At 70.9% G+C, this 19,269-nt stretch carries 20 protein-coding genes and 1 pseudogene; 11 read left to right on the top strand and 10 right to left on the bottom strand.

Going from position 1 to position 19,269, the window contains the following annotated elements; genetic code table 11:
- Positions 1–16: 16 nt before the first annotated feature.
- The 3 genes and pseudogenes from ACFUTX_RS04500 to ACFUTX_RS04490 form a co-directional block, all read right to left on the bottom strand.
- Positions 17–342: pseudogene (locus ACFUTX_RS04500) on the bottom strand (sigma factor).
- A 92-nt stretch (positions 343–434) separates the two neighbouring features.
- Complete coding sequence (locus ACFUTX_RS04495; protein WP_378860977.1) at positions 435–1,022, bottom strand: DUF6264 family protein; 588 nt, start codon at positions 1,020–1,022, stop codon at positions 435–437.
- A complete protein-coding gene (locus ACFUTX_RS04490; RefSeq protein ID WP_378861064.1) occupies positions 1,019–2,059 on the bottom strand; it encodes a 4-hydroxy-3-methylbut-2-enyl diphosphate reductase in 1,041 nt (346 codons plus the stop codon). Before ACFUTX_RS04490 ends, ACFUTX_RS04495 begins: the two co-directional genes overlap by 4 nt.
- A 98-nt stretch (positions 2,060–2,157) precedes the next feature.
- Here ACFUTX_RS04490 and xseA point away from each other — a divergent pair, with 98 nt between their 5' ends.
- The 7 genes from xseA to ACFUTX_RS04455 are packed head-to-tail and all read left to right on the top strand — an operon-like array spanning position 2,158 to position 8,688.
- Complete coding sequence (gene xseA, locus ACFUTX_RS04485) at positions 2,158–3,492, top strand: exodeoxyribonuclease VII large subunit (RefSeq protein WP_378860976.1); 1,335 nt, start codon at positions 2,158–2,160, stop codon at positions 3,490–3,492.
- 9 nt (positions 3,493–3,501) lie between these two features.
- The gene (locus ACFUTX_RS04480) at positions 3,502–3,744 is read left to right on the top strand and encodes an exodeoxyribonuclease VII small subunit (RefSeq protein WP_378860975.1); all 243 of its coding nucleotides are present in this window, start codon (positions 3,502–3,504) and stop codon (positions 3,742–3,744) included.
- Positions 3,744–4,391, top strand: a complete 648-nt coding sequence (locus ACFUTX_RS04475) for a DUF4245 family protein (protein WP_378860974.1) — start codon at positions 3,744–3,746, stop codon at positions 4,389–4,391. The genes ACFUTX_RS04480 and ACFUTX_RS04475 overlap by 1 nt, the downstream gene beginning before the upstream one ends.
- A 35-nt stretch (positions 4,392–4,426) precedes the next feature.
- Complete coding sequence (locus ACFUTX_RS04470; RefSeq protein WP_378861063.1) at positions 4,427–5,041, top strand: carbonic anhydrase; 615 nt, start codon at positions 4,427–4,429, stop codon at positions 5,039–5,041.
- Between the two features lie 29 nt (positions 5,042–5,070).
- Entirely contained in the window at positions 5,071–6,465 is a 1,395-nt protein-coding gene (locus ACFUTX_RS04465) for a class II fumarate hydratase (protein WP_378860973.1), read from the top strand.
- A 46-nt stretch (positions 6,466–6,511) separates the two neighbouring features.
- The gene (locus ACFUTX_RS04460; RefSeq protein ID WP_378860972.1) at positions 6,512–8,035 is read left to right on the top strand and encodes an ATP-binding protein; all 1,524 of its coding nucleotides are present in this window, start codon (positions 6,512–6,514) and stop codon (positions 8,033–8,035) included.
- A complete protein-coding gene (locus ACFUTX_RS04455) occupies positions 8,032–8,688 on the top strand; it encodes a response regulator transcription factor (RefSeq protein ID WP_378860971.1) in 657 nt (218 codons plus the stop codon). Before ACFUTX_RS04460 ends, ACFUTX_RS04455 begins: the two co-directional genes overlap by 4 nt.
- A 78-nt stretch (positions 8,689–8,766) precedes the next feature.
- On the opposite strand, the gene ACFUTX_RS04450 is transcribed toward ACFUTX_RS04455, so the two are convergent.
- From ACFUTX_RS04450 to ACFUTX_RS04435, 4 genes are all read right to left on the bottom strand, one after another.
- Positions 8,767–9,537: a hypothetical protein gene (locus ACFUTX_RS04450; RefSeq protein ID WP_378860970.1), complete on the bottom strand. Its 771-nt coding sequence runs from the start codon at positions 9,535–9,537 to the stop codon at positions 8,767–8,769.
- Positions 9,538–9,681: 144 nt separating this feature from the next.
- A complete protein-coding gene (locus ACFUTX_RS04445; protein ID WP_378860969.1) occupies positions 9,682–11,037 on the bottom strand; it encodes a PhoH family protein in 1,356 nt (451 codons plus the stop codon).
- A gap of 173 nt (positions 11,038–11,210) precedes the next feature.
- A complete protein-coding gene (locus ACFUTX_RS04440; protein ID WP_378860968.1) occupies positions 11,211–12,335 on the bottom strand; it encodes an aminotransferase class V-fold PLP-dependent enzyme in 1,125 nt (374 codons plus the stop codon).
- Between the two features lie 43 nt (positions 12,336–12,378).
- The gene (locus tag ACFUTX_RS04435; protein WP_378860967.1) at positions 12,379–13,164 is read right to left on the bottom strand and encodes an isoprenyl transferase; all 786 of its coding nucleotides are present in this window, start codon (positions 13,162–13,164) and stop codon (positions 12,379–12,381) included.
- Between the two features lie 112 nt (positions 13,165–13,276).
- Here ACFUTX_RS04435 and ACFUTX_RS04430 point away from each other — a divergent pair, with 112 nt between their 5' ends.
- Positions 13,277–14,020, top strand: a complete 744-nt coding sequence (locus ACFUTX_RS04430; RefSeq protein WP_378860966.1) for a hemolysin III family protein — start codon at positions 13,277–13,279, stop codon at positions 14,018–14,020.
- 37 nt (positions 14,021–14,057) lie between these two features.
- Here ACFUTX_RS04430 and ACFUTX_RS04425 read toward each other — a convergent pair whose 3' ends face one another.
- Positions 14,058–14,363 carry a hypothetical protein gene (locus ACFUTX_RS04425; protein WP_378860965.1) on the bottom strand — a complete coding sequence of 102 codons (306 nt, stop codon included), beginning with the start codon at positions 14,361–14,363 and terminating at the stop codon, positions 14,058–14,060.
- Positions 14,364–14,459: 96 nt separating this feature from the next.
- Between ACFUTX_RS04425 and ACFUTX_RS04420 the strand changes: the two genes are divergently transcribed.
- On the top strand, positions 14,460–14,852 hold the full coding sequence (locus ACFUTX_RS04420) for a DUF4307 domain-containing protein (protein ID WP_378860964.1): 393 nt from the start codon (positions 14,460–14,462) through the stop codon (positions 14,850–14,852).
- A gap of 87 nt (positions 14,853–14,939) precedes the next feature.
- The gene (gene greA, locus ACFUTX_RS04415) at positions 14,940–15,431 is read left to right on the top strand and encodes a transcription elongation factor GreA (RefSeq protein WP_378860963.1); all 492 of its coding nucleotides are present in this window, start codon (positions 14,940–14,942) and stop codon (positions 15,429–15,431) included.
- 24 nt (positions 15,432–15,455) lie between these two features.
- Here the strand turns inward: greA and ilvA are convergent, their stop codons facing one another.
- Together ilvA and ACFUTX_RS04405 are read right to left on the bottom strand one after the other, a co-directional pair.
- Positions 15,456–16,676 carry a threonine ammonia-lyase gene (ilvA, locus tag ACFUTX_RS04410; RefSeq protein WP_378861062.1) on the bottom strand — a complete coding sequence of 407 codons (1,221 nt, stop codon included), beginning with the start codon at positions 16,674–16,676 and terminating at the stop codon, positions 15,456–15,458.
- Between the two features lie 32 nt (positions 16,677–16,708).
- Positions 16,709–17,899 (bottom strand): AI-2E family transporter, encoded by a 1,191-nt coding sequence (locus ACFUTX_RS04405; protein WP_378860962.1) that lies wholly within the window; start codon positions 17,897–17,899, stop codon positions 16,709–16,711.
- An 81-nt stretch (positions 17,900–17,980) separates the two neighbouring features.
- Here ACFUTX_RS04405 and ACFUTX_RS04400 point away from each other — a divergent pair, with 81 nt between their 5' ends.
- Positions 17,981–19,267, top strand: coding sequence for a winged helix-turn-helix domain-containing protein (locus ACFUTX_RS04400; RefSeq protein WP_378860961.1), 1,287 nt, complete (start codon positions 17,981–17,983; stop codon positions 19,265–19,267).
- Positions 19,268–19,269 lie beyond the last annotated feature (2 nt).

Genomic DNA, 19,269 nt, shown 5'->3' with positions numbered 1-19,269 from the left:
TCCAGCTCGGCCCGCATCAGGACCCTGGGCGAATCGGTCGTGCTCGGTGCTCATCGCGTGACCCCTTCTCCTGCAGCGCCAGCCGCAGCGCCCGCAGCCCGTAGCGCAGCCGGGACTGCACGGTGCCCTCGGGGATCTCGAGCTCCGCGGCGAGGTCCGAGATGCTGAGCCCCCCGGAGTAGGCGCGGATCGGCGGTGTCCGCCAGGCGCGGAGCAGGGTCTCCTGCACGACGTCGTCGGCGCCCGCGCGGTCCCCGGTCAGGTGCACGACGTAGCGCCACACGGCGCCCGCGGGTGAGCGTCGTACAACGCGGCCAGCCGCGCAGCGTCGTCCTCGGGCATCGTCCACCTCTCGACGGAAGACAAGGAGCCGCAGGCCGCGGGGTTCATCGGGGCGCGCACGCGCCGTGCGCTGACTGCGTCGAGTCTGCCCGTCAGCGGATGCTGGAGACCAGCGCCTCGCGCACCCCGGGGTCGCCCATGATCGGCACGAGCACCAGGGAGGCCGAGATGAGCGTGAAGATCACCCCGCCGGCGAGCGGGATCCACCACGTGAGCCGTCCGCGTCGGAGGCTGACCCACGAAAGGACGGCCGTGATGACCCATCCCACCGCGAGGACCAGTGCCGCTGCGATCCCCCACGGTCGACCTGGCGCCGGATCGCTGAGGGCCGCGTCGGCGCCGAGATACGCGAGCATCGCCTCGGTGTACGCCTCGAAGTCGACCAGCGCGGGGAACGTGGCGATCACGTTGACCAGCCCGTACGCCAGGAGTGCGAACGTGACGATGCGGTCGACCGGGCGCATCCGCGCGGTCGGCGCGACGGCTCGACCGCGCGGCGCCGCCAAGGCGGGGCCCGCCGGAGGGTCGGCCGCGGGAGCGGGCTCGTAGACCAATGCGACGTCGGGCTGCGCGATGCGCGCCCGCTGCTCCTCGGGGGTCGCGTACTCCCCGTACTGCGGGCGCGGCCGCGGTGCCGACGCGCTCGATCCGCCGCGGTCCTCGCCGGCGGGCTCGGTCATCCGCGGCTCCGGCCACCCAGGGCGCGCTCGTCGCGTCGGCCCGCGGCATCGGTACGCAGCTCCTTGGGAAGCGAGAACTGCAGATCCTCCTCGGCGGTGCGCACCTCTTCGACATCGCGGTATCCCGCTCCGGCGAGGTCGGCGAGGACCTCCTGGACGAGCACCTCGGGCACGGACGCGCCGCTGGTGACCCCCACGGTCTCGACGCCCTCGAGCCACGCCTGATCGATCTCGTCGGCATAATCCACGCGATAGGCGGCCTTCGCGCCGTACTCGAGTGCGACCTCCACCAGGCGCACGCTGTTGGAGGAGTTGGCGGAGCCGACCACGATGACCAGATCGGCGTCCTTCGCGACCTTCTTGATCGCGACCTGCCGATTCTGCGTGGCGTAGCAGATGTCGTCCGACGGGGGGTCCTGCAGCTGCGGGAACCGCACGCGCAGTCGCCGCACCGTCTCCATGGTCTCGTCGACCGAGAGCGTGGTCTGCGACAGCCACACCACCTTGGACGGATCCCGCACCTCGATGGTGTCGGCCTCGTCGGGCGAGTTCACGATCGTCACGTGATCCGGGGCCTCGCCGGCCGTCCCCTCCACCTCTTCGTGTCCGATGTGGCCGATGAGCAGGATCTCGAAGTCGTCGCGCGCGAAGCGCACCGCCTCGCGGTGCACCTTGGTCACGAGGGGGCAGGTGGCGTCGATCGCCTTGAGACCGCGATCGGATGCCGCGTTCACGACCGCGGGCGAGACACCGTGGGCGCTGAACACGACGTGGGCTCCCTCCGGAACCTCGTCCACCTCTTCGACGAAGATCGCGCCCTTGGCCTCGAGCTCGGTGACGACGTGGATGTTGTGCACGATCTGCTTGCGGACGTAGACGGGCGCACCGTAGCGCTCCAGCGCCTTCTCGACGGCGATGACGGCACGGTCGACGCCGGCGCAGTAGCCGCGGGGCGAGGCGAGCAGGACCCGCTTCTGTCCTTGGACCGGGATATCCTGGAGGCGTTCGCGCCGCCGCGGGACGCGCGGAACGGGCATGCTCACAGGTCGGGTACCCACGGTGCTGCTGGTCACCCCTCGATTCTATGGGCGGCCCCTGTGCGCGGGCCGAGCGACCATCCGGGCGAGAGGAATGCATGACCACTTTCCAGCCCGAGCTCGTCCCCGGACAGCCCCCGCCGCCCGACTCGATCCGGCCGAAGGACTCCACTCCTCAGGCCCCCACGTCGGTCTCCCGCCTCAACGAGACGATCCGCGGCTTCATCCAGACGTGGGGCTCGGTGTGGGTCGAGGGTGAGATCACGTCCTGGAACGAGCGTGGCGGGAACGTCTTCGGGCGACTGAAAGACACCGTGACCGACGCCACGATCTCGTTCCGCATCTGGTCCTCGACGCGCGACCGCCTTCCCGGTGACCTGAAGGTCGGCGACCACGTCGTCGCGTGCGTCAAGTCCGACTTCTTCGTCAAGACCGGCGACTTCAGCTTCGGCGTTTCGGCCATGCGCCACGTGGGCCTCGGCGACCAGCTCGAAAAGCTCGAGCGTCTCCGGGCGAAACTGCGGGCCGAGGGACTGTTCGACGCGTCGCGCAAGCGGGCGCTGCCGTTCCTCCCGCACACCATCGGCCTGATCACGGGTGAGAATTCGGATGCCGAGAAAGACGTGCACCGCAACGCCGAGCTGCGGTGGCCGCAGGTGCGGTTCCGCACGAAGTACGCCGCGGTGCAGGGCGACCGGTGCGTTCCCGAGACGATCGCCGCGCTCAAGGCGCTCGATGCTGCGCCCGACGTCGACGTGATCATCATCGCGCGCGGCGGCGGTGACCCGCAGACGCTGCTCGGCTTCAGCGACGAGCGGCTGATCAGAGCGGTGGCGGCCACGTCCACGCCGGTGGTCAGTGCCATCGGCCACGAGAACGACCACCCCCTGCTGGACGACGTCGCCGACCTGCGCGCGTCCACGCCGACCGATGCCGCGAAGCGTGTGGTGCCCGACGTCGCCGAGCAGCGCGCGCTCGTCGCGCAACTGCGCTCCCGCCTCACGTCGCGGCTCACTCAGCGCGTCAGCCACGACATCGCCCAGCTCGACCAGCTGCGGTCCCGGCCCGCCCTGCGAACGCCCGAGTCACTGCTCACCGCTCGCGCCCACGAGGTCGAGCTGCTGGTGGGGCGGGGTCGCACACGCGTCGAGCGGGTGCTCGACGGCCAGGCGCGGCGGACCGCAGAGCTCCGCGCCACTCTGCGGGCGCTCTCGCCCGCGTCGACCCTCGCCCGCGGCTACGCCATCGCTCACCTCTCCGACGGCGTCATCGTCCGCGACGCCGCGCAGGCTCCGGCATCCGCCCGCGTCGTCATCACGGTCGGGCGCGGGTCCTTCGCCGCGCGATCCGAGGGCGAGATCGCCGAGGCCGGTGGACCGGCGCCCCCGACAGGCCCGACGGGCCCGGCCGGCCCGGCCGGCGCACCGAACTAGGATGGGATCATGACCGAGTCGAGCGGCGCCGCGTCCGACGTGGCATCCCTGTCGTTCGAGCAGGCCCGCGACGAACTCGTGCGCGTCGTCGCCGAGCTCGAGCAGGGCGCCCCGACGCTCGAGCACTCCCTCGCCCTGTGGGAGCGCGGTGAGGCGCTCGCCGCCCGATGCGACGAATGGCTGCTCGGTGCGAAGCGGCGGCTCGACGCCGCCCGCTCGGCCGCCGAGCCCTCGGCTGCGGGGGGCGCGTGATGGCGCAGACGCCCCGCATCGTCGCCGAGCTGGGCCGGGCCGAGACCCCCGACGAGACGGCCGCGCGCAAGGCGGAATCATCGCGCGTGTACCGCGCCAGCCAGAACACGCGCAACCTGATCGCCGCGCTCGTCGTGACGATGGCGGTCGTGGCGGTCATCATCTTCGCCGTCCCGCGCGGCACGCCCCCGCCCCGCGAGCCGATCGACGTCGCCGCCGTCGCCGAGCGGATCGGGTCCGCGGAGGGCCGCACCGCCATCGCGCCGGACCTGTCCGACGACTGGGTCGTCAACCGGGCGGCGCTCGAGGGCGACGGCGCCGTGCAGGCGTGGACGATCGTCTACGCGCCCGCGGACGAGGACCAACGCGGCTTTCTGAGGGTCGCGCAGGGCTTCGACGCCGACGAGGCCTGGGTTGCCCGGGTGCTCTCGGGCGCCGCGCCGGAGAGCACGGCCACGATCGGCGGCGTCCGGTGGGACAGCTACGAACTCGACCCGTCCCGTACCGGCAACATCTCGGTGGCTCTCGCGACGACGGCCGGCACCGACACGGTGCTCATCTACGGCGCGGCTGCCGACGACAAGCTCGAGGACGCGGCCAGGGCCGTCGCCTCCGAGGTGATCGATCTGCGCGAGGAGAGCGAGTGAGCGAACGTCTGACGCCCCGCAAGGCCTGGCACGAGATGGAGCGGGGGAACGCCCGTTTCGTCGCCGGCGAACCGCGCCACCCCCGCCAGGATGCGGAGCGGCGCAACGATCTCGCCGCAGGGCAGCGCCCGCGTGCGGCCCTGTTCGGCTGCTCCGACTCCCGCCTCGCGGCCGAGATCATCTTCGACAAGGGCCTCGGCGACCTCTTCGTCGTGCGCAACGCCGGACAGGTGATCTCCGACTCCGTCGTCGGCAGCCTGGAGTACGCCGTGGCGGTGCTCGAGGTTCCGCTGATCCTGGTGCTCGGCCACGACGCCTGCGGCGCCGTCAACGCCGCCATCGAGAGCACCCGGGCCGACGCCCCGTCCCTGCCCGCCAACATCTGGCGCCAGATCGCCCCGATCGTGCCGGCCGTGCGTCGCGTCGTACGACAAGGGACCATCGACGGCGTCCCGCCCGTGACGATCGACGCCGAGCAGGTCGGCCGAGAGCACCTGCGCGACACGGTGGGTGAGCTGCTGCGCTCGTCCGAGCTGATCAGCGAGGCCGTCGCCGAAGGCAGACTCGCGATCGTGGGCGCCAATTACCGACTCGCCGAAGGCACCGCCGTGCCCGGCATCATCGTGGGCGACGTCGGCGACGACGCCTGAAACACTCGCAACAACGGAGGAACGACGACGTGACCGACACCGAGTACCGCATCGAGCACGACACGATGGGCGAGGTGCGCGTGCCCAAGAACGCGCTCTACGCCGCGCAGACCCAGCGCGCGGTGGAGAACTTCCCGATCTCCGGCGATCCGCTCGAGCCCGCCCAGATCGTGGCTCTCGCCCGCATCAAGAAGGCCGCGGCACTCGCCAACAAAGAGCTCGGCACCCTCGACCCCGCCATCGCGGACGCGATCGCCCGGGCGGCCGACCGCATCATCGGGGGCGAGTTCTCCGACCAATTCCCCATCGACGTCTACCAGACCGGCAGCGGCACCTCGTCGAACATGAACATGAACGAGGTCCTCGCGACGCTCGCCACTGACGACCTCGGCCGCACGGTTCACCCGAACGACCACGTCAACGCCTCGCAGTCGTCCAACGACGTCTTCCCGACGTCCGTGCACATCGCCGTCACCCAGGAGCTGATCGACGACCTCATCCCCGCGCTCGATCACCTCGCCGTCGCCCTCGAGACGAAGGCGGAGGCGTGGAAGTCGGTCGTCAAATCCGGCCGCACGCACCTGATGGACGCGACCCCCGTGACCCTCGGGCAGGAGTTCGGCGGCTACGCGCGCCAGCTGCGCCTCGGCATCGAACGCGTCCAGGCGGTGCTCCCCCGGGTGGCGGAGGTGCCGCTGGGGGGAACCGCGGTCGGGACCGGCATCAACACCCCGCTGGGATTCCCGCAGAAGGTGATCGAACTGATCGTGGCCGACACCGAACTGCCCATCACCGAGGCGAAGGACCACTTCGAGGCCCAGGCGAACCGGGACGGACTGGTCGAGGCATCCGGGGCCCTCCGCACCATCGCCGTCTCGCTCACCAAGATCAACAACGACATCCGGTGGATGGGCTCCGGGCCCAACACGGGCCTCGGCGAACTGCACATCCCCGATCTGCAGCCCGGATCGTCGATCATGCCCGGCAAGGTCAACCCGGTCGTGCCGGAGGCCACCCTCATGGTCTGCGCCCGCGTCATCGGCAACGACGCGACCGTCGCGTGGGCCGGAGCATCCGGATCGTTCGAACTCAACGTCGCGATCCCGGTGATGGGAACCGCCGTGCTCGAATCGATCAGCCTCCTGGCCAACGCGGCGCGGCTGCTGGCCGACAAGACCATCGACGGCCTCGAGGCGAACGTCGAGCGGGCCGCCGCCTACGCCGGCATGTCGCCGTCCATCGTGACGCCCCTGAACAAGCTGATCGGCTACGAGGCGGCGGCGAAGATCGCGAAGCACTCCGTGGCCAAGGGCATCACGGTTCGCGAGGCCGTCATCGATCTCGGCTACGTCGAGCGCGGCGAGCTGACGGCCGAGCAGCTCGACGAGAAGCTCGACCTGCTGTCGATGACGCACCCGGGCTGAGCATCGCGCCGTGACGCGGGGCACCCGCTCGCGGGATAATTGACGCGTGGCCCGCTCGTCGCCCCGCCCGATCCCGGCTCGCGTGCGAATTCTCGCAGCGATCCTCGCTGTGGCGTGCGTGGGCCTGGCGATCGTCGGCAGCGTGACGTTCCTCGTGCAGCGCGAGCGCGTGATCATCGAGATCGACCACCGACTCGAGGCGCAGGTCGAGGGACTGCAGACGGTCGCGTCGATGTCCGACGAATCGGCCGTCGAAGAGACCGACGGCGGCGACGGGACGCCGCTGGCCACCGACACTCTCGACATCCGCGAGTACGAGCGCGTCGAGGACTATCTGCGCGACGCGGTGGCCAGCCTCGTGCCCGCCCGGAACGAGGCATCCGTCGCCATCATCGACGGCGTGGCCCGCTTCCGCCCCCGCACCCTGTCCGGGTTCGACATCTCGCACGACAACGCCCTCATCCAGCGCGCCGTCGAGGACACCGCGGGAGGCGACACCAAGATCGGCACCGCCGTGACCGACGACGGGTCCCTGCGCTACATCGCCATCCCCGTCGAGATGGAAGGCGACGACCAGAAGGGCGTCTACGTGCGGGCGGTCAACCTCGGCGCGGAGCTCGAGCCGGTGACCGTGGCGATGGCGACGTACATGATCGCCGCCGTCGCCGTGCTCATCGCGATCGGCGTCGTCGGGTGGTTCGTTACCGGACGCCTCCTCTCCCCCATCCGGCACATGCGCGAGACCGCCGACGCCATCTCGATCACCGACCTCTCGCCGCGCCTGTCGACGCAGGGCAACGACGACATCTCCGATCTGTCGCGTACGGTGAACTCCATGCTCGACCGCATCGAGGGGTCCGTCGACGTGCAGCGTCAGCTCCTCGACGACGTCCGGCACGAGCTGAAGACCCCGATCACCATCGTCCGCGGGCACCTCGAGCTGATGAACCCGTCCGACGCGGGCGACGCCGCCTCGACCCGCGAGATCGGCATCGCCGAACTGGACCGCCTGGCGCGGCTCGTCGAGGACATCGACCTGCTCGCCGCCGCAGAGGCCGACTCGTACCTGATCGGCGACGTCGACCTCGGCGCACTGACCGAGCGCGTCGGCGAGCTCGTGGCCGTGATCCCTGATCACGCCTGGAGCGTCGAGACGCAGGCCGAGGGACTCGTCCGCGGAGACCAGGACCGGCTCCTCCAGGCGTGGCTGCAGCTCGCCGACAACGCCGCCAAGTACACGCCCGAGGGTTCCCCCATCGAGATCGGATCCTCGCTGGACGCGGACGGCGCTCGCATGTGGGTGCGCGATCACGGTCCGGGCATCCCGCCGGCCGCACGCCACCGCATCTTCCGTCGCTTCGACCGCGCGGCGGGCAAGCGCTCCGTCGGCGGCTCCGGCCTCGGACTGGCGATCGTGGACGCCATCACCAAAGGCCATGGCGGCTCGTGCACCGTGAGCGACACCCCCGGTGGCGGCGCCACCTTCACCATCCACCTGCCCCCCACCGCAGCACAGCTTCCGGCACCGGTGCGCGCGGGCGACGTCCTCCAACGGGAGACATCGGCATGACGAAGATCCTGATCGTGGAGGACGAGCCCCGTATCGCCTCCTTCGTGAGCCGGGGCCTCGAGAGCGCGGGGTACGAGACCCTCCTCGTCGAAGACGGCGCCGACGCCCTCCAGGTGGCACTGCGCGGCGACGCCGACCTCGTGCTGCTCGATGTCGGCCTTCCCACGATGGACGGGTTCGAGGTGCTCCGCGAACTCCGTGCGCGGGGATCGTCCGTGCCCGTCATCATGCTGACCGCGCGGTCGAGCACCCGCGACACGGTCGAGGGGCTGGATGCCGGCGCGAACGACTACGTGCCGAAGCCGTTCACGTTCGAGGAGCTTTTGGCCCGCGTCCGCTCGCGCCTGCGCGAGACGACCCCGCAGGTCGGAGTGGCCGTGTCGCACGGCGACGTCGTGCTCGACATCCTCGCCCGCCGCGCGACGGTCGGGGGCGTGGACGTCGATCTGTCCGCCCGCGAGTTCGCGCTCGCCGAGCAGTTCCTGCGCAATCCCGGCCGGGTGCTGAGCCGGGAGCTGCTGCTGAGCCGCGTGTGGGGCCTGGACTTCGACCCTGGCTCGAACGTGGTCGACGTGTACGTGCGGTACCTGCGCGGCAAGCTCGGCTCCGATCACATCGTCACGGTCCGGGGGGCCGGATACCGCTGGGAGTGACGTCGCGCGGCGACGAAGAAGCCCCCGGCGCTGGGGGACGCACCGGGGACTGTAGGGCGGGACTGGGGGATCCTGCCCTCATCGATCGACGAGGTCTGGGGGAACCTGCGATCGGTCTTTCTTCGCGCCGTCGCGCGGCCAGAGCGGCCGGCTTCCGGCGTTCGCACCCGCTTCAGCGGGGCGCTTTCTCCCGGGTTCGGTCCACCTCGACCGATCCTTGTCTTTTCCCTGCACCTGCACGGCGGCGTCCGGGCCACTGACGCGGTTGCCGTCAGGGGATACGACCTGGCGCTGGTCGTCTCCGACGGGCGGCACCGGACCCGCGGCGGCGTCGCGAAGTCTCTGGAGCTTCGCGATCCAGGCGTCGATCCGCTCGGCGGACCACCCCCAGCCGACCGCCCATTCGCGGATGGTGTCCCAGGCGCCGGCGCGGACCGCGTCGGCCACGGCCTTCGCGCCCGGGTCCGTCGGCTGCTCCGGAGTCGGCGCGCTCGACGAGGGCGCCGACACGGAGGGGGCGACGACCACCGGAGCAGGAGCGGGGACGATCTCGGGGGCGGGTGCGGTGTCGGCCGGGTCCGCGGGCGCCGTATCGTCGGTGGGGGCCGGCGCCGGTTCCGTGGTCTGCGCCGGTCGATCGGGGGCGGTCGCCTTGCCGGCGGGAACGACGATCTTGGCCGCACGGATGGCGACCGCGTCGGCGTGCGACAGCGCGGCGGAGTTCGTGAGCGCGACGGTGCAGATCACCGCGACACTCGCGGCAACGGTGGCAATGCCACCGATGGCGAGTCGCGTACGACCGTCCATGTCGACCTCCGTGCCCCAGACACCGGTTCTGTCTTCTTCCATGGTCGCAGACTGAGGGCAACGGCAGGTGGCCGGGGCATGAGACTCCTCTCATATGGGATAGCGGTTCCCGTGCGCGGTCAGCGACAACCGCAGACAGCGAGAAGGGGCGGGGATGCCGCACCCCCGCCCCCTCTCGCTGTGATCTCAGGCGAGCTCGCCGGCCTCGAGGAGGTCGGTCACCAGCGCGGCGATCGCCGACCGCTCGGAGCGCACGAGCGTGACGTGGCCGAACAGCCCGTGGCCCTTGAGCGTCTCGATGACCGAGGCGACGCCGTCGTGACGTCCGACCCGCAGATTGTCGCGCTGGCCGACGTCATGCGTGAGGACCACCCGCGAGTTCTGCCCGATGCGGCTGAGGACCGTGAGGAGCACGTTGCGTTCGAGCGACTGGGCCTCGTCGACGATCACGAATGCGTCGTGGAGCGAGCGGCCCCGGATGTGGGTCAGCGGCAGCACCTCGAGCAGGCCGCGCTCGACGACCTCGTCGAGGACGTTCGCCGAGACGACCGATCCGAGGGTGTCGAACACCGCCTGGCCCCACGGGTTCATCTTCTCCTGCTGATCGCCGGGCAGATAGCCCAGCTCCTGGCCGCCGACGGCGAACAGCGGACGGAACACGATGATCTTGCGCTGCTGCTGACGTTCCAGAACGGCATCGAGCGCTGCGCACAGCGCCAGAGCGGACTTGCCGGTGCCGGCGCGACCTCCCAGCGAGACGATCCCCACCTCGGGGTCGAGCAGGAGGTCGATGGCGATCCGCTGCTCGGCGGAGCGGCCGTGCAGACCGAACACCTCGCGGTCGCCGCGCACGAGCTTGTACGCCCCGTCGCCCGTCACCCGTCCGAGCGCCGATCCGCGCTCGGAATGGATGATGAGTCCCGTGTTGACGGGAAGTCCCTTCACGTCGTCCGTGGCGGCGACCTCGCTCTCGTACAGGTCGGAGATGTCGTCGCCCGAGACGTCGATCGTCGCGATCCCGGTCCACCCGGAGTCGACGGCCTGCTCGGCGAGATACTCCTCGGCCGAGACGCCGAGAGACGCGGCCTTCACGCGCATCGGGAGGTCCTTGGAGACGACGGTGACCTCCTGCCCCTCCGAGGCCAGATGCATCGCAACGGCGAGGATGCGGCTGTCGTTGTCGCCGAGGCGCATGCCCGACGGGAGGACCGAGGCGTCGGTGTTGTTGAGCTCCACACGGAGCGTGCCGCCGGCACCGACCGGGACCGGGAAGTCGAGCCGGCCGTGCTCGACGCGCAACTCATCGAGGTGGCGCAAAGCCTGGCGGGCGAAGTAGCCGATCTCGGGGTCGTGGCGCTTGCCCTCGAGCTCCGTGATCACCACGACGGGGATCACGACGTTGTGCTCGGCGAAGCGGAAGAACGCCCGCGGATCGCTCAGCAGCACGGAGGTGTCGAGAACGTAGGTGCGGAGATCCTGGTCGAGATCGTCCGTCCGCTCGAGGTCCTGACTGTACTGCTCGTGTGGTGCTCGTGTGGTCACAACCCACTCCCGCCCCGGGTGGAGAACCCGGCAGTCACGAGTCGACCATGGTCACGAGTCGTGGTCCGGAAGGCCGACTCGAACGGGCGCCTTGCCCGATGTGATGAACGTACGTCCGCCGCCGGGCTTCGGCTCGGCGCGACACGCCCGGGCATGTGACGGTCAGGTGAATTTCACCAGACGCGGGACGACGAGAACGCCGCGAGCGCGTCGCCGAAGAGCCGCAGCGTGTCGGCGCCCGTCCCCACGTGCGGGGCGACGCGCACGAGACCGGACCGCACCGTCACGGTCAAGCCGTGGTTGGCCAGCGACGCGGCGAGCGGGGCGGCGTCCTGCGGCGCCGGGGCCAGGCTCACGATGCCGGCTCGCCGTTCGGGCTCGCGCGGCGTGATCACCGGCACCTCGTAGCGGTCGGCGAAGAACATGACGTCGGCGGTGCGGGCGGCGAGTTCGGCCTCGATGGCCGCGACGCCGACCTCGGAGAACTCCTGCAGCGCCGACGCCAGTCGCGCGGCGGCGAGGGTGTCGATGCCGCTGACGGTGAAGGCCTCCGCCGAGGGCGCCGGCGCGGGGACCTCGTCGAGGGGAAGACCGGATGCCTCGGTGCCCCGGTATCCCGAGAGGACGGGTGCGATGCGCTCGAGCGCGCGCTCCCCGTACCAGGCGAATCCGGTCCCGCGCCCGGAGCGCAGCCACTTGTACCCGTTGCCGCACACGACGTCGGCGGCGGCGTAGTCCGCCGCCACCACGCCGAACCCCTGGATGGCGTCGACGATGAGCAGGCGGTCGCCGATGACGTCGCGGAGCGCGGTGAGGTCGGCGCGGTATCCGGTGCGGAAGTCCACGAGGCTCACCGCGACCGCCCGGGTCTCGGGCGTGAGCGCTGCACGCACGGCGTCGGGCGTCACGAATCCCCCCACCGGGTCGATCCACTGCAGCTCGATCGACCCCAGCGCCTCCGACGCCCGGGTCGCCGACACCGTCAGGCTCGGGAACTCGGCGCGGCTGAGCAGCAGGCCGCCGGCGAGGCCGTAGATCGCCTGCATGAGCCCGTAGCTGGTCGAGGGCTGCAGGACGACCTGCGAGGCATCCGTCCCCAGCAGGTCGGCGAGCAGTCCGCGCGCCGTGCGCGCATGGTCGTCGACGAGTTCGATGCTGCTTCGCCGCCCGGAGCCGAGAAGCTCGGTGTCGGCCTGCGCCTCAGCGCGCACGGCGGGCGACAGAGGCCCGAAGGCGGCCCAGTCGAGATACCCGGGTTCGCCGTCGAACGACGCGAGAAATGAGTCGAGATCCCCCACGGACCCATTCTGTCACGGCGCGGGTCGCCCGCTCCGGGGGCGCTCAGCCGCCGTAGCGGCGGTCGCGCGTGGTGAAGTCGCGGATCGCGCGGAGGAAGTCGACCTCGCGCAGGTCGGGCCCGAGCGCCTCGACGAAGTAGAACTCGGAATGCGCCGACTGCCAGAGGAGGAAGTCGCTGAGGCGCTGCTCCCCCGACGTCCGGATCACGAGGTCCGGGTCGGGCTGGCCGCCGGTGTAGAGATGCTCACCGATCTGCTCCGGCGTGAGGCTCGCCGCCAGTTCCTCGAGCGAGCCCCCCTCCTCGTCGTGCTGAGCGATGATGCTGCGCACCGCGTCGACGATCTCGCTGCGCCCGCCGTACCCGACCGCGAGGTTCACGTGCAGCCCCGAGTTCCCCTTCGTCCGCGCCTCGGCCTCGGCGAGCACGCGGGCGAGGTCCGCCGGCAGCAGGTCGGAGCGCCCCACGTGCTGCACCCGCCAGTCGGGCTCCATGGAGAGCTCGTGTGCGAGTTCCGCGATGATCTCGATGAGATCGGAGAGCTCGCGGGAATCGCGCTTGCGAAGGTTGTCGCCCGACAGCAGGTAGAGCGACACGACCTTCACGCCGACGTCGTCGCACCACTCCAGGAACTCGCGCATCTTCGCGGCGCCGGCGCGGTGGCCGTGCGCAGCTGAGGCGTAGCCGAGTTGCCGCGCCCAGCGTCGGTTCCCGTCGATCATCATCGCGACGTGCCGCGGCACGGCGGCGGGCTCGAGGCGGCGGCGCAGGCGGTTGATGTAGAGCCGGTAGAGGGGGCCTCTGCCCTCGTTCGACCTCGCTCGCGTCACACGATTACGCTACCGCCCGCACGACCCTGACCGAAGCGTGATACCGAGTGCCACGGATTGTGAGACCCGGTATGTGCCTCGCGCGGCATGCCTCTCCGTCTACTCTTGGGAGATGAGCCGTCGCAGCCGCCTCTCCCGGGCGCCCGAAATCCCCGTGCTGCCACTTCTCGACGCCGCGGCCGTCGACGCTGCCCGACCAGAGATCAAGCCGACGTGGCGCGGCTGGATCCACGCGGGCACGTTCCCGGTCGCGATCGCGGCGGGCATCGTCCTCATCGCCCTCGCGCAGGGCGGTGCCGCGAAGTGGGCGTGCGCCGTGTTCATGGCCACGTCATTGCTGCTGTTCGGCAACTCGGCGCTCTACCACCGCTTCAACTGGGGGCCGACGACCAAGGCCGTACTCAAGCGCATCGACCACGCCAACATCCTGCTCCTCATCGCCGGCACCTACACGCCCGTCGCGGTCCTCGCCCTGCCTCCCGAGCAGGGACTGATCCTTCTCGTCGTCGTGTGGTCGGGGGCGCTGCTGGGGATCGTCTTTCGCGTCTTCTGGATCCACGCGCCGCGCTGGCTCTACGTGGCCCTCTATCTGGCCCTCGGCTGGGCGGCCGTCATGTACCTCCCCGACCTCCTGCGCGCGAGCGTGGCCATGATGGTGCTCATCGCCGTCGGCGGAATCCTGTACACGGTCGGCGCCGTCATCTACGCGCTGAAGCGGCCCAACCCCTGGCCCGGCCATTTCGGCTTCCACGAGATCTTCCATGTCTGCACGGTCCTCGCGTTCCTGTGCCACTGGACAGCGTGCCTGATCATCGCGGTGGAGCCCTTCTCGCCCTCGCTGGGCCTGCCCGGCTGAGCGACCGTCCCCGAGGGGTGGATCCCCTCGCGGGGTATCAGGGGCGCTGCGGCCCGTCCGAGCCGGAGTCGACGTTGTCGTCGTCGGTCTCGGTCGCCTCGACCGCGAGCGCGGCCTGCTGCTCGGCGTCGAGCTGCTCGTCGATGTCGGCGCGGACGCGGCCACGGCGGATTCGCCGGATCATGTCCCACACCAGCAGGATCGTGGCGACGGCGACGAGCGCCGTGATCACGAACCCCCAGGCCCCGGGTGTCACCGTCGCCGGATCGGGAAGTGTCGGTGTCGGAGACGGCGTGGGCGTCGCTGCCGCCGCGGTGGCGAAGGCGGCGAGTGCGTCGTGCATGGGATCCTCGATCTGCCCGGTGCGGGCGGGATGGCATCGGCCGCGCCCCGGAGCGCATAGCCTGGAACTCCAGCCTAATCTTCCGACGGATCACCGATGACGACACAGGACATGCTCGACGAGCGCTACGGACGACGTCGCAGCCCTCGGCGTCGCTGGCTGATCGCCGCCGTGGTCGCGGTGGCGGCCCTCGCGCTCGGATACATCGGCTGGGTCACGGTGTCGAACTCGCTGAACGCCGTCGACGTCGACACCACGGGGTTCGACGTCGTCGACGAGCACTCCGTGACGCTGGCCTTCCAGGTCACCGCGCCGGCCGGCCGCTCCATCGCGTGCGCGCTCGAGGCGCAGGACGAGGAGCACGGCATCGTCGGGTGGCGGATCGTCGAGATCGAGGCATCCGACCAGCATTCGCGCGCTTTCCGAGAGAGCGTGCCGACCACCGCCCCGGCCACCACGGGTTTTGTCAACAGTTGCTGGGTGACGTAGTCTGGTGCGACTGCAGCAGATGTGCGCCCTGGCCGTGAGCCGGGGCGTTCGGTTTATCGCCCTCCCCCTCCACCGAAGGAGTCAGCCGTGTCGAACGACGCACCCGTGACTTTCCTCACCCAGGACGCCTACGACCGTCTCGCCGCCGAGCTCGAGCACCTTTCGACCACGGGTCGCGAAGAGATCGCCAAGCGCATCGAGGCCGCTCGCGAAGAAGGCGACCTCAAGGAGAACGGCGGGTACCACGCTGCGAAGGACGAGCAGGGCAAGCAGGAGGCGCGCATCCGCACCCTCCAGCACCTGCTGAAGACGGCGACCGTCTCCGAGGCTCCCGAGTCCACCGGCGTCGTCGAACCGGGCACCGTCATCACCGCGATCGTCGCCGGCGGCGAGGAGGTCTTCCTGCTGGGCAACCGCGAGATCGCGGTGGGGTCCGAGCTCGACGTGTACAGCGAGGCCTCGCCGCTCGGCGCCGCCATCCTGGGTCGCAAAGAGGGCGAGAAGACGTCGTACACCGCCCCGAACGGCCGCGAGATCACGGTCGAGATCGTCAAGGTCGAGACCTACACCGGCCAGTAGCCCGGCCGGCCGTCGCGGGCGCGGTCAGTCGGCGACGACCCTCGGCGTGAAGCCGGCATCCTCCAGCACGGCGATGACGTGCGCGCGGTGCTCTTCGCCCCGCGTCTCGACGCTCAGCTGCAGGATGACCTCGCTGATCTGCAGGCCCTGGCCGTGGCGCGTGTGCAGGACCTCGGTGACGTTCGCTCCGGCGAGCGCGAGCAGCTCCGACACGCGCGCGAGCTGGCCCGGTCGGTCGGGCAGCGGGATCTGGAGGGTCATGTAGCGACCGGATGCCGCGAGCCCGTGTGCGACGACGCGCTGGAGCAGCAGCGGGTCGATGTTGCCGCCCGACAGCACGCTCACGGTCGGGCCGTTCGCGCGCACTTTGCCGGCGAGGATCGCCGCCACCCCGACGGCTCCCGCCGGCTCGACGACCTGCTTCGCGCGCTCGAGCAGTACCAGGAGGGCGCGGGCGATGTCGTCCTCGGTGACGGTGACCACCTCATCGACGAGGTCGCGGATTATCTCGAACGGGAGGTCGCCGGGCCTGGCCACGGCGATGCCGTCCGCGATCGTCGGCCGCGTGGCGACCTCGAGCGGGTGTCCGGCGGCGAGTGACGACGGGTAGGCGGCGGAGTTTTCGGCCTGGACGCCGATGACGCGCACCGTGCGCCCCTCGGCGGCCGCGCGGGCCTTGACGGCGGCGGCGACGCCCGCGACGAGTCCTCCCCCGCCGATCCCCAGCACCACGGTGTCGAGATCGGGGAGCTCGTCCATCAGCTCGAGGCCCAGCGTGCCCTGTCCGGCGATCACGTCGGGGTGGTCGAACGGGTGGATGAAGACCGCCCCGGTCCGCTCGGCGAACTCGGCGGCCAGCCGCAGCGGCGTCTCGACGGTCGCGCCCTCCAGGATCACGTCGGCGCCGTACCCTCGCGTGGCCAGGAGCTTGGGCACCGGCACACCCAACGGCATGAAAATCGTGGCGGCGATGCCGAGCGACTTGGCCGCCAGGGCGACGCCCTGGGCGTGATTGCCGGCGGATGCCGCGACCACGCCGCGTGCACGCTCCTCGGCGGTGAGCCGGGAGAGGCGGTACGTGGCGCCGCGGATCTTGAACGATCCGGTGCGCTGCAGGTTCTCGAGCTTCAGGTGTACCGGCACGCCCAGCAGCTCCGTCAGGTGGAGGGATTCATCGAGCGGCGTGTGCGCGATCACCCCGTCCAGGACGGCCGCCGCATCCTCGAAATCGGCGAGCGTCGGCATGGAGGAGCGGTGCGCGGGAGGAGACGAGAGGCTCACGAGACGGTCCTTCGGGGGCGTGGAACGGTGTTCCAGATGAGGTCGCCGGTGGGGGCGGCGCCGGTCTCCCAGGCCCGCTGACCGAGATAGACGGCGACCACGTTGACGAACGCCGCGAGCGGCACGGCGAAGAGCGCGCCCGGGATGCCGGCGATCATCGCACCGCCGGCGACCACCAGCACGACCGCCAGCGGGTGGACCTTGACGGCGGAGCCCATGAGCAGCGGCTGGAGCACATGGCCCTCGAGCTGCTGCACGCCGAGCACGACCACGAGCATCCACAGGGCGATCCACGGGCCGTTGTACACGAGGGCGAGGAAGACGGCGATCGCGCCGGTGACCACCGCGCCCACGATGGGGACGAACGCGCCCAAAAACACCAGGACGGCGACGGGGATGGCGAGAGGGACTCCCAGGAGGAACGCTCCCAGGCCGATGCCGATCGCGTCGATCGTCGCGACGAGGAGCTGCGTGCGCGCGTAGTTGACGACCGTCACCCACCCCGCGCGGCCCGCGCCGTCGGCTGCCGGCCGCGCCCGCTTCGGGAAGAGACGCATCGTCCAGCGCCAGATCCCGCCGCCGTCGGCGAGCAGGCAGAGGAGGATGAAGAAGGCCAGGATGCCGCCCGTGAGCACGTGCCCGACGGTCGACCCGATGGCCAGCGCGCCCGACCACAGCAGCTCGGCCTGCTCCTGCACGAAGGACCACCCCTGCGCGAGCAGGTCGTCGATCTGGGTCTCGGTCAGGTGGAGGGGCCCGTCGATCAGGTAGGCGCGGAACCGTTCGACCGCCTCGACCGTGCTCGACTGCACGGACGGCCACTCCCGGGCGACCTGCCACGCGACAAGCCACAGCAGGCCCGCCACGATGGCGATCGTGCCGACGACGGAGATGACGATGGCGAGCCAGCGCGGCACGCGATGGCGCAGCATCCACGTGAAGGCGGGCCAGAGGAGCGCCGTGATCAGGATCGCCACCAGCAGGGGGATGACGAGGAGCTTGAGCTGGATGACCAGCCAGATCGCCACGCCGATCGCCGCAGCGATCACGAGGAATCGCCACGAGTAGGCGGTGGCGATCCGCATGCCGCGGGGAATGCTGTCCGACAGCTCCGTCGCGACCACCCGGCGTCGGTCGCGGAGGGCGTCGAACAACGAGCCGCGTGACTTCTCGTCGGACCCGCTCATCCCGCCAGTCTAGGCGGGTCGCATGCCGCGCCGGTGATGCGACGGAGCGGTGCCCTCCGAGTGTCGGCGCCGGTCGCTACGATGGCCGGCGTGAAGTCCACCCTGAGCGCGAGCGAGGCCCGGCGCATCGCCCTCGCGGCTCAGGGGTTCGCCCAGCCGAGGCCACCGGCCCCAGGCACCCGTCAGCTCAACTCGGCGCTGGGGCGACTGGCCACCCTGCAGATCGACTCCGTGAACGTCTTCGCGCGGTCGCACTACATGCCGCTCTTCTCGCGGCTGGGCGCCTACGACACGGCGGCACTCGACCGTCTGCTGTTCGCGCGTCGACCCCCGTACGTCGAGTACTGGGCGCACGTCGCGGCGTTCGTGCCGGCGGCCGACTGGGCCCTGTTCCGCTTCCGCATGGATGACATGCGGGCCAAGTACGGCTCGAACGCCGACGGCTGGTTCTCATCGAACCGTCGGATCGTCGACTGGGTGCGTGCCGAGCTCGCCGATCGCGGTCCCCTCCGCCCCGCCCAGATCGAGCACGATGCGAAGTCCGGCGCGCGCGGCCCCTGGTGGGATTGGGATGTCGTCAAGCACGCCCTCGAGTATCTGTGGCTCTTCGGCGAGGTGGCGATCGCCGGCCGACGCGGGTTCGAGCGCCGGTACGCGCTCGCGAGCGACGTCATTCCGGCCGACGTGCTCGCCGCTCCCGTCGCGCGCGACGACGCGATCAGGGAGCTCGTCCGGCGGGCCGCGGCGGCCTACGGCGTCGCCACGGCGTCCGATCTCGCGGATTACTGGCGGATCGCGAATCGCCCCGCCGTCCTGGCCGCCGTGCACGATCTCGTGGACGCCGGTGACCTGCACCCGGTCACGGTCGAAGGCTGGACGACGGCGGGCCGGCCCGCGAAGGCGTGGCTCCACCGCGACGCGCGCCTCCCGCGTGGGGTCGACGCGCAGGCGCTGCTGACGCCGTTCGATCCGATGGTCTGGTTCCGCGAGCGGGCGCAGCGGCTGTTCGACTTCGAGTACCGAATAGAGATCTACACCCCCGCGGCGAAGCGGCGCTATGGGTATTACTCGCTTCCGATGCTGGTGGGCGACGACATCGTCGGCCGGGTCGACCTCAAGGCGGATCGGGCCGCATCGACCTTGCTCGTGCAGTCGGCGTGGTGGGAGCACGGACGGCCCACGGATGCCGCAGCCCGCGTCGCCGACGAACTGCGGCAGGCTGCGCGCTGGCAGGCGCTGGCATCGATCTCGGTCTCGCGGTGGGGTGACGCGGTCGACGACATCGCCGGCGCGCTGCCCGAGGCGGTCCGGCACGAGACGCGGACCGCCGAACCGGTCGCCCTCGCTCACGATGAGCCGGGCGACTAGCG

Origin of the sequence: Microbacterium sp. NPDC057407, assembly GCF_042803895.1 — a bacterium.
Lineage (GTDB): Bacteria > Actinomycetota > Actinomycetes > Actinomycetales > Microbacteriaceae > Microbacterium.
Note: the sequence above shows the minus strand (reverse complement) of the source record. Positions and strands in the feature narration are given on the sequence as shown.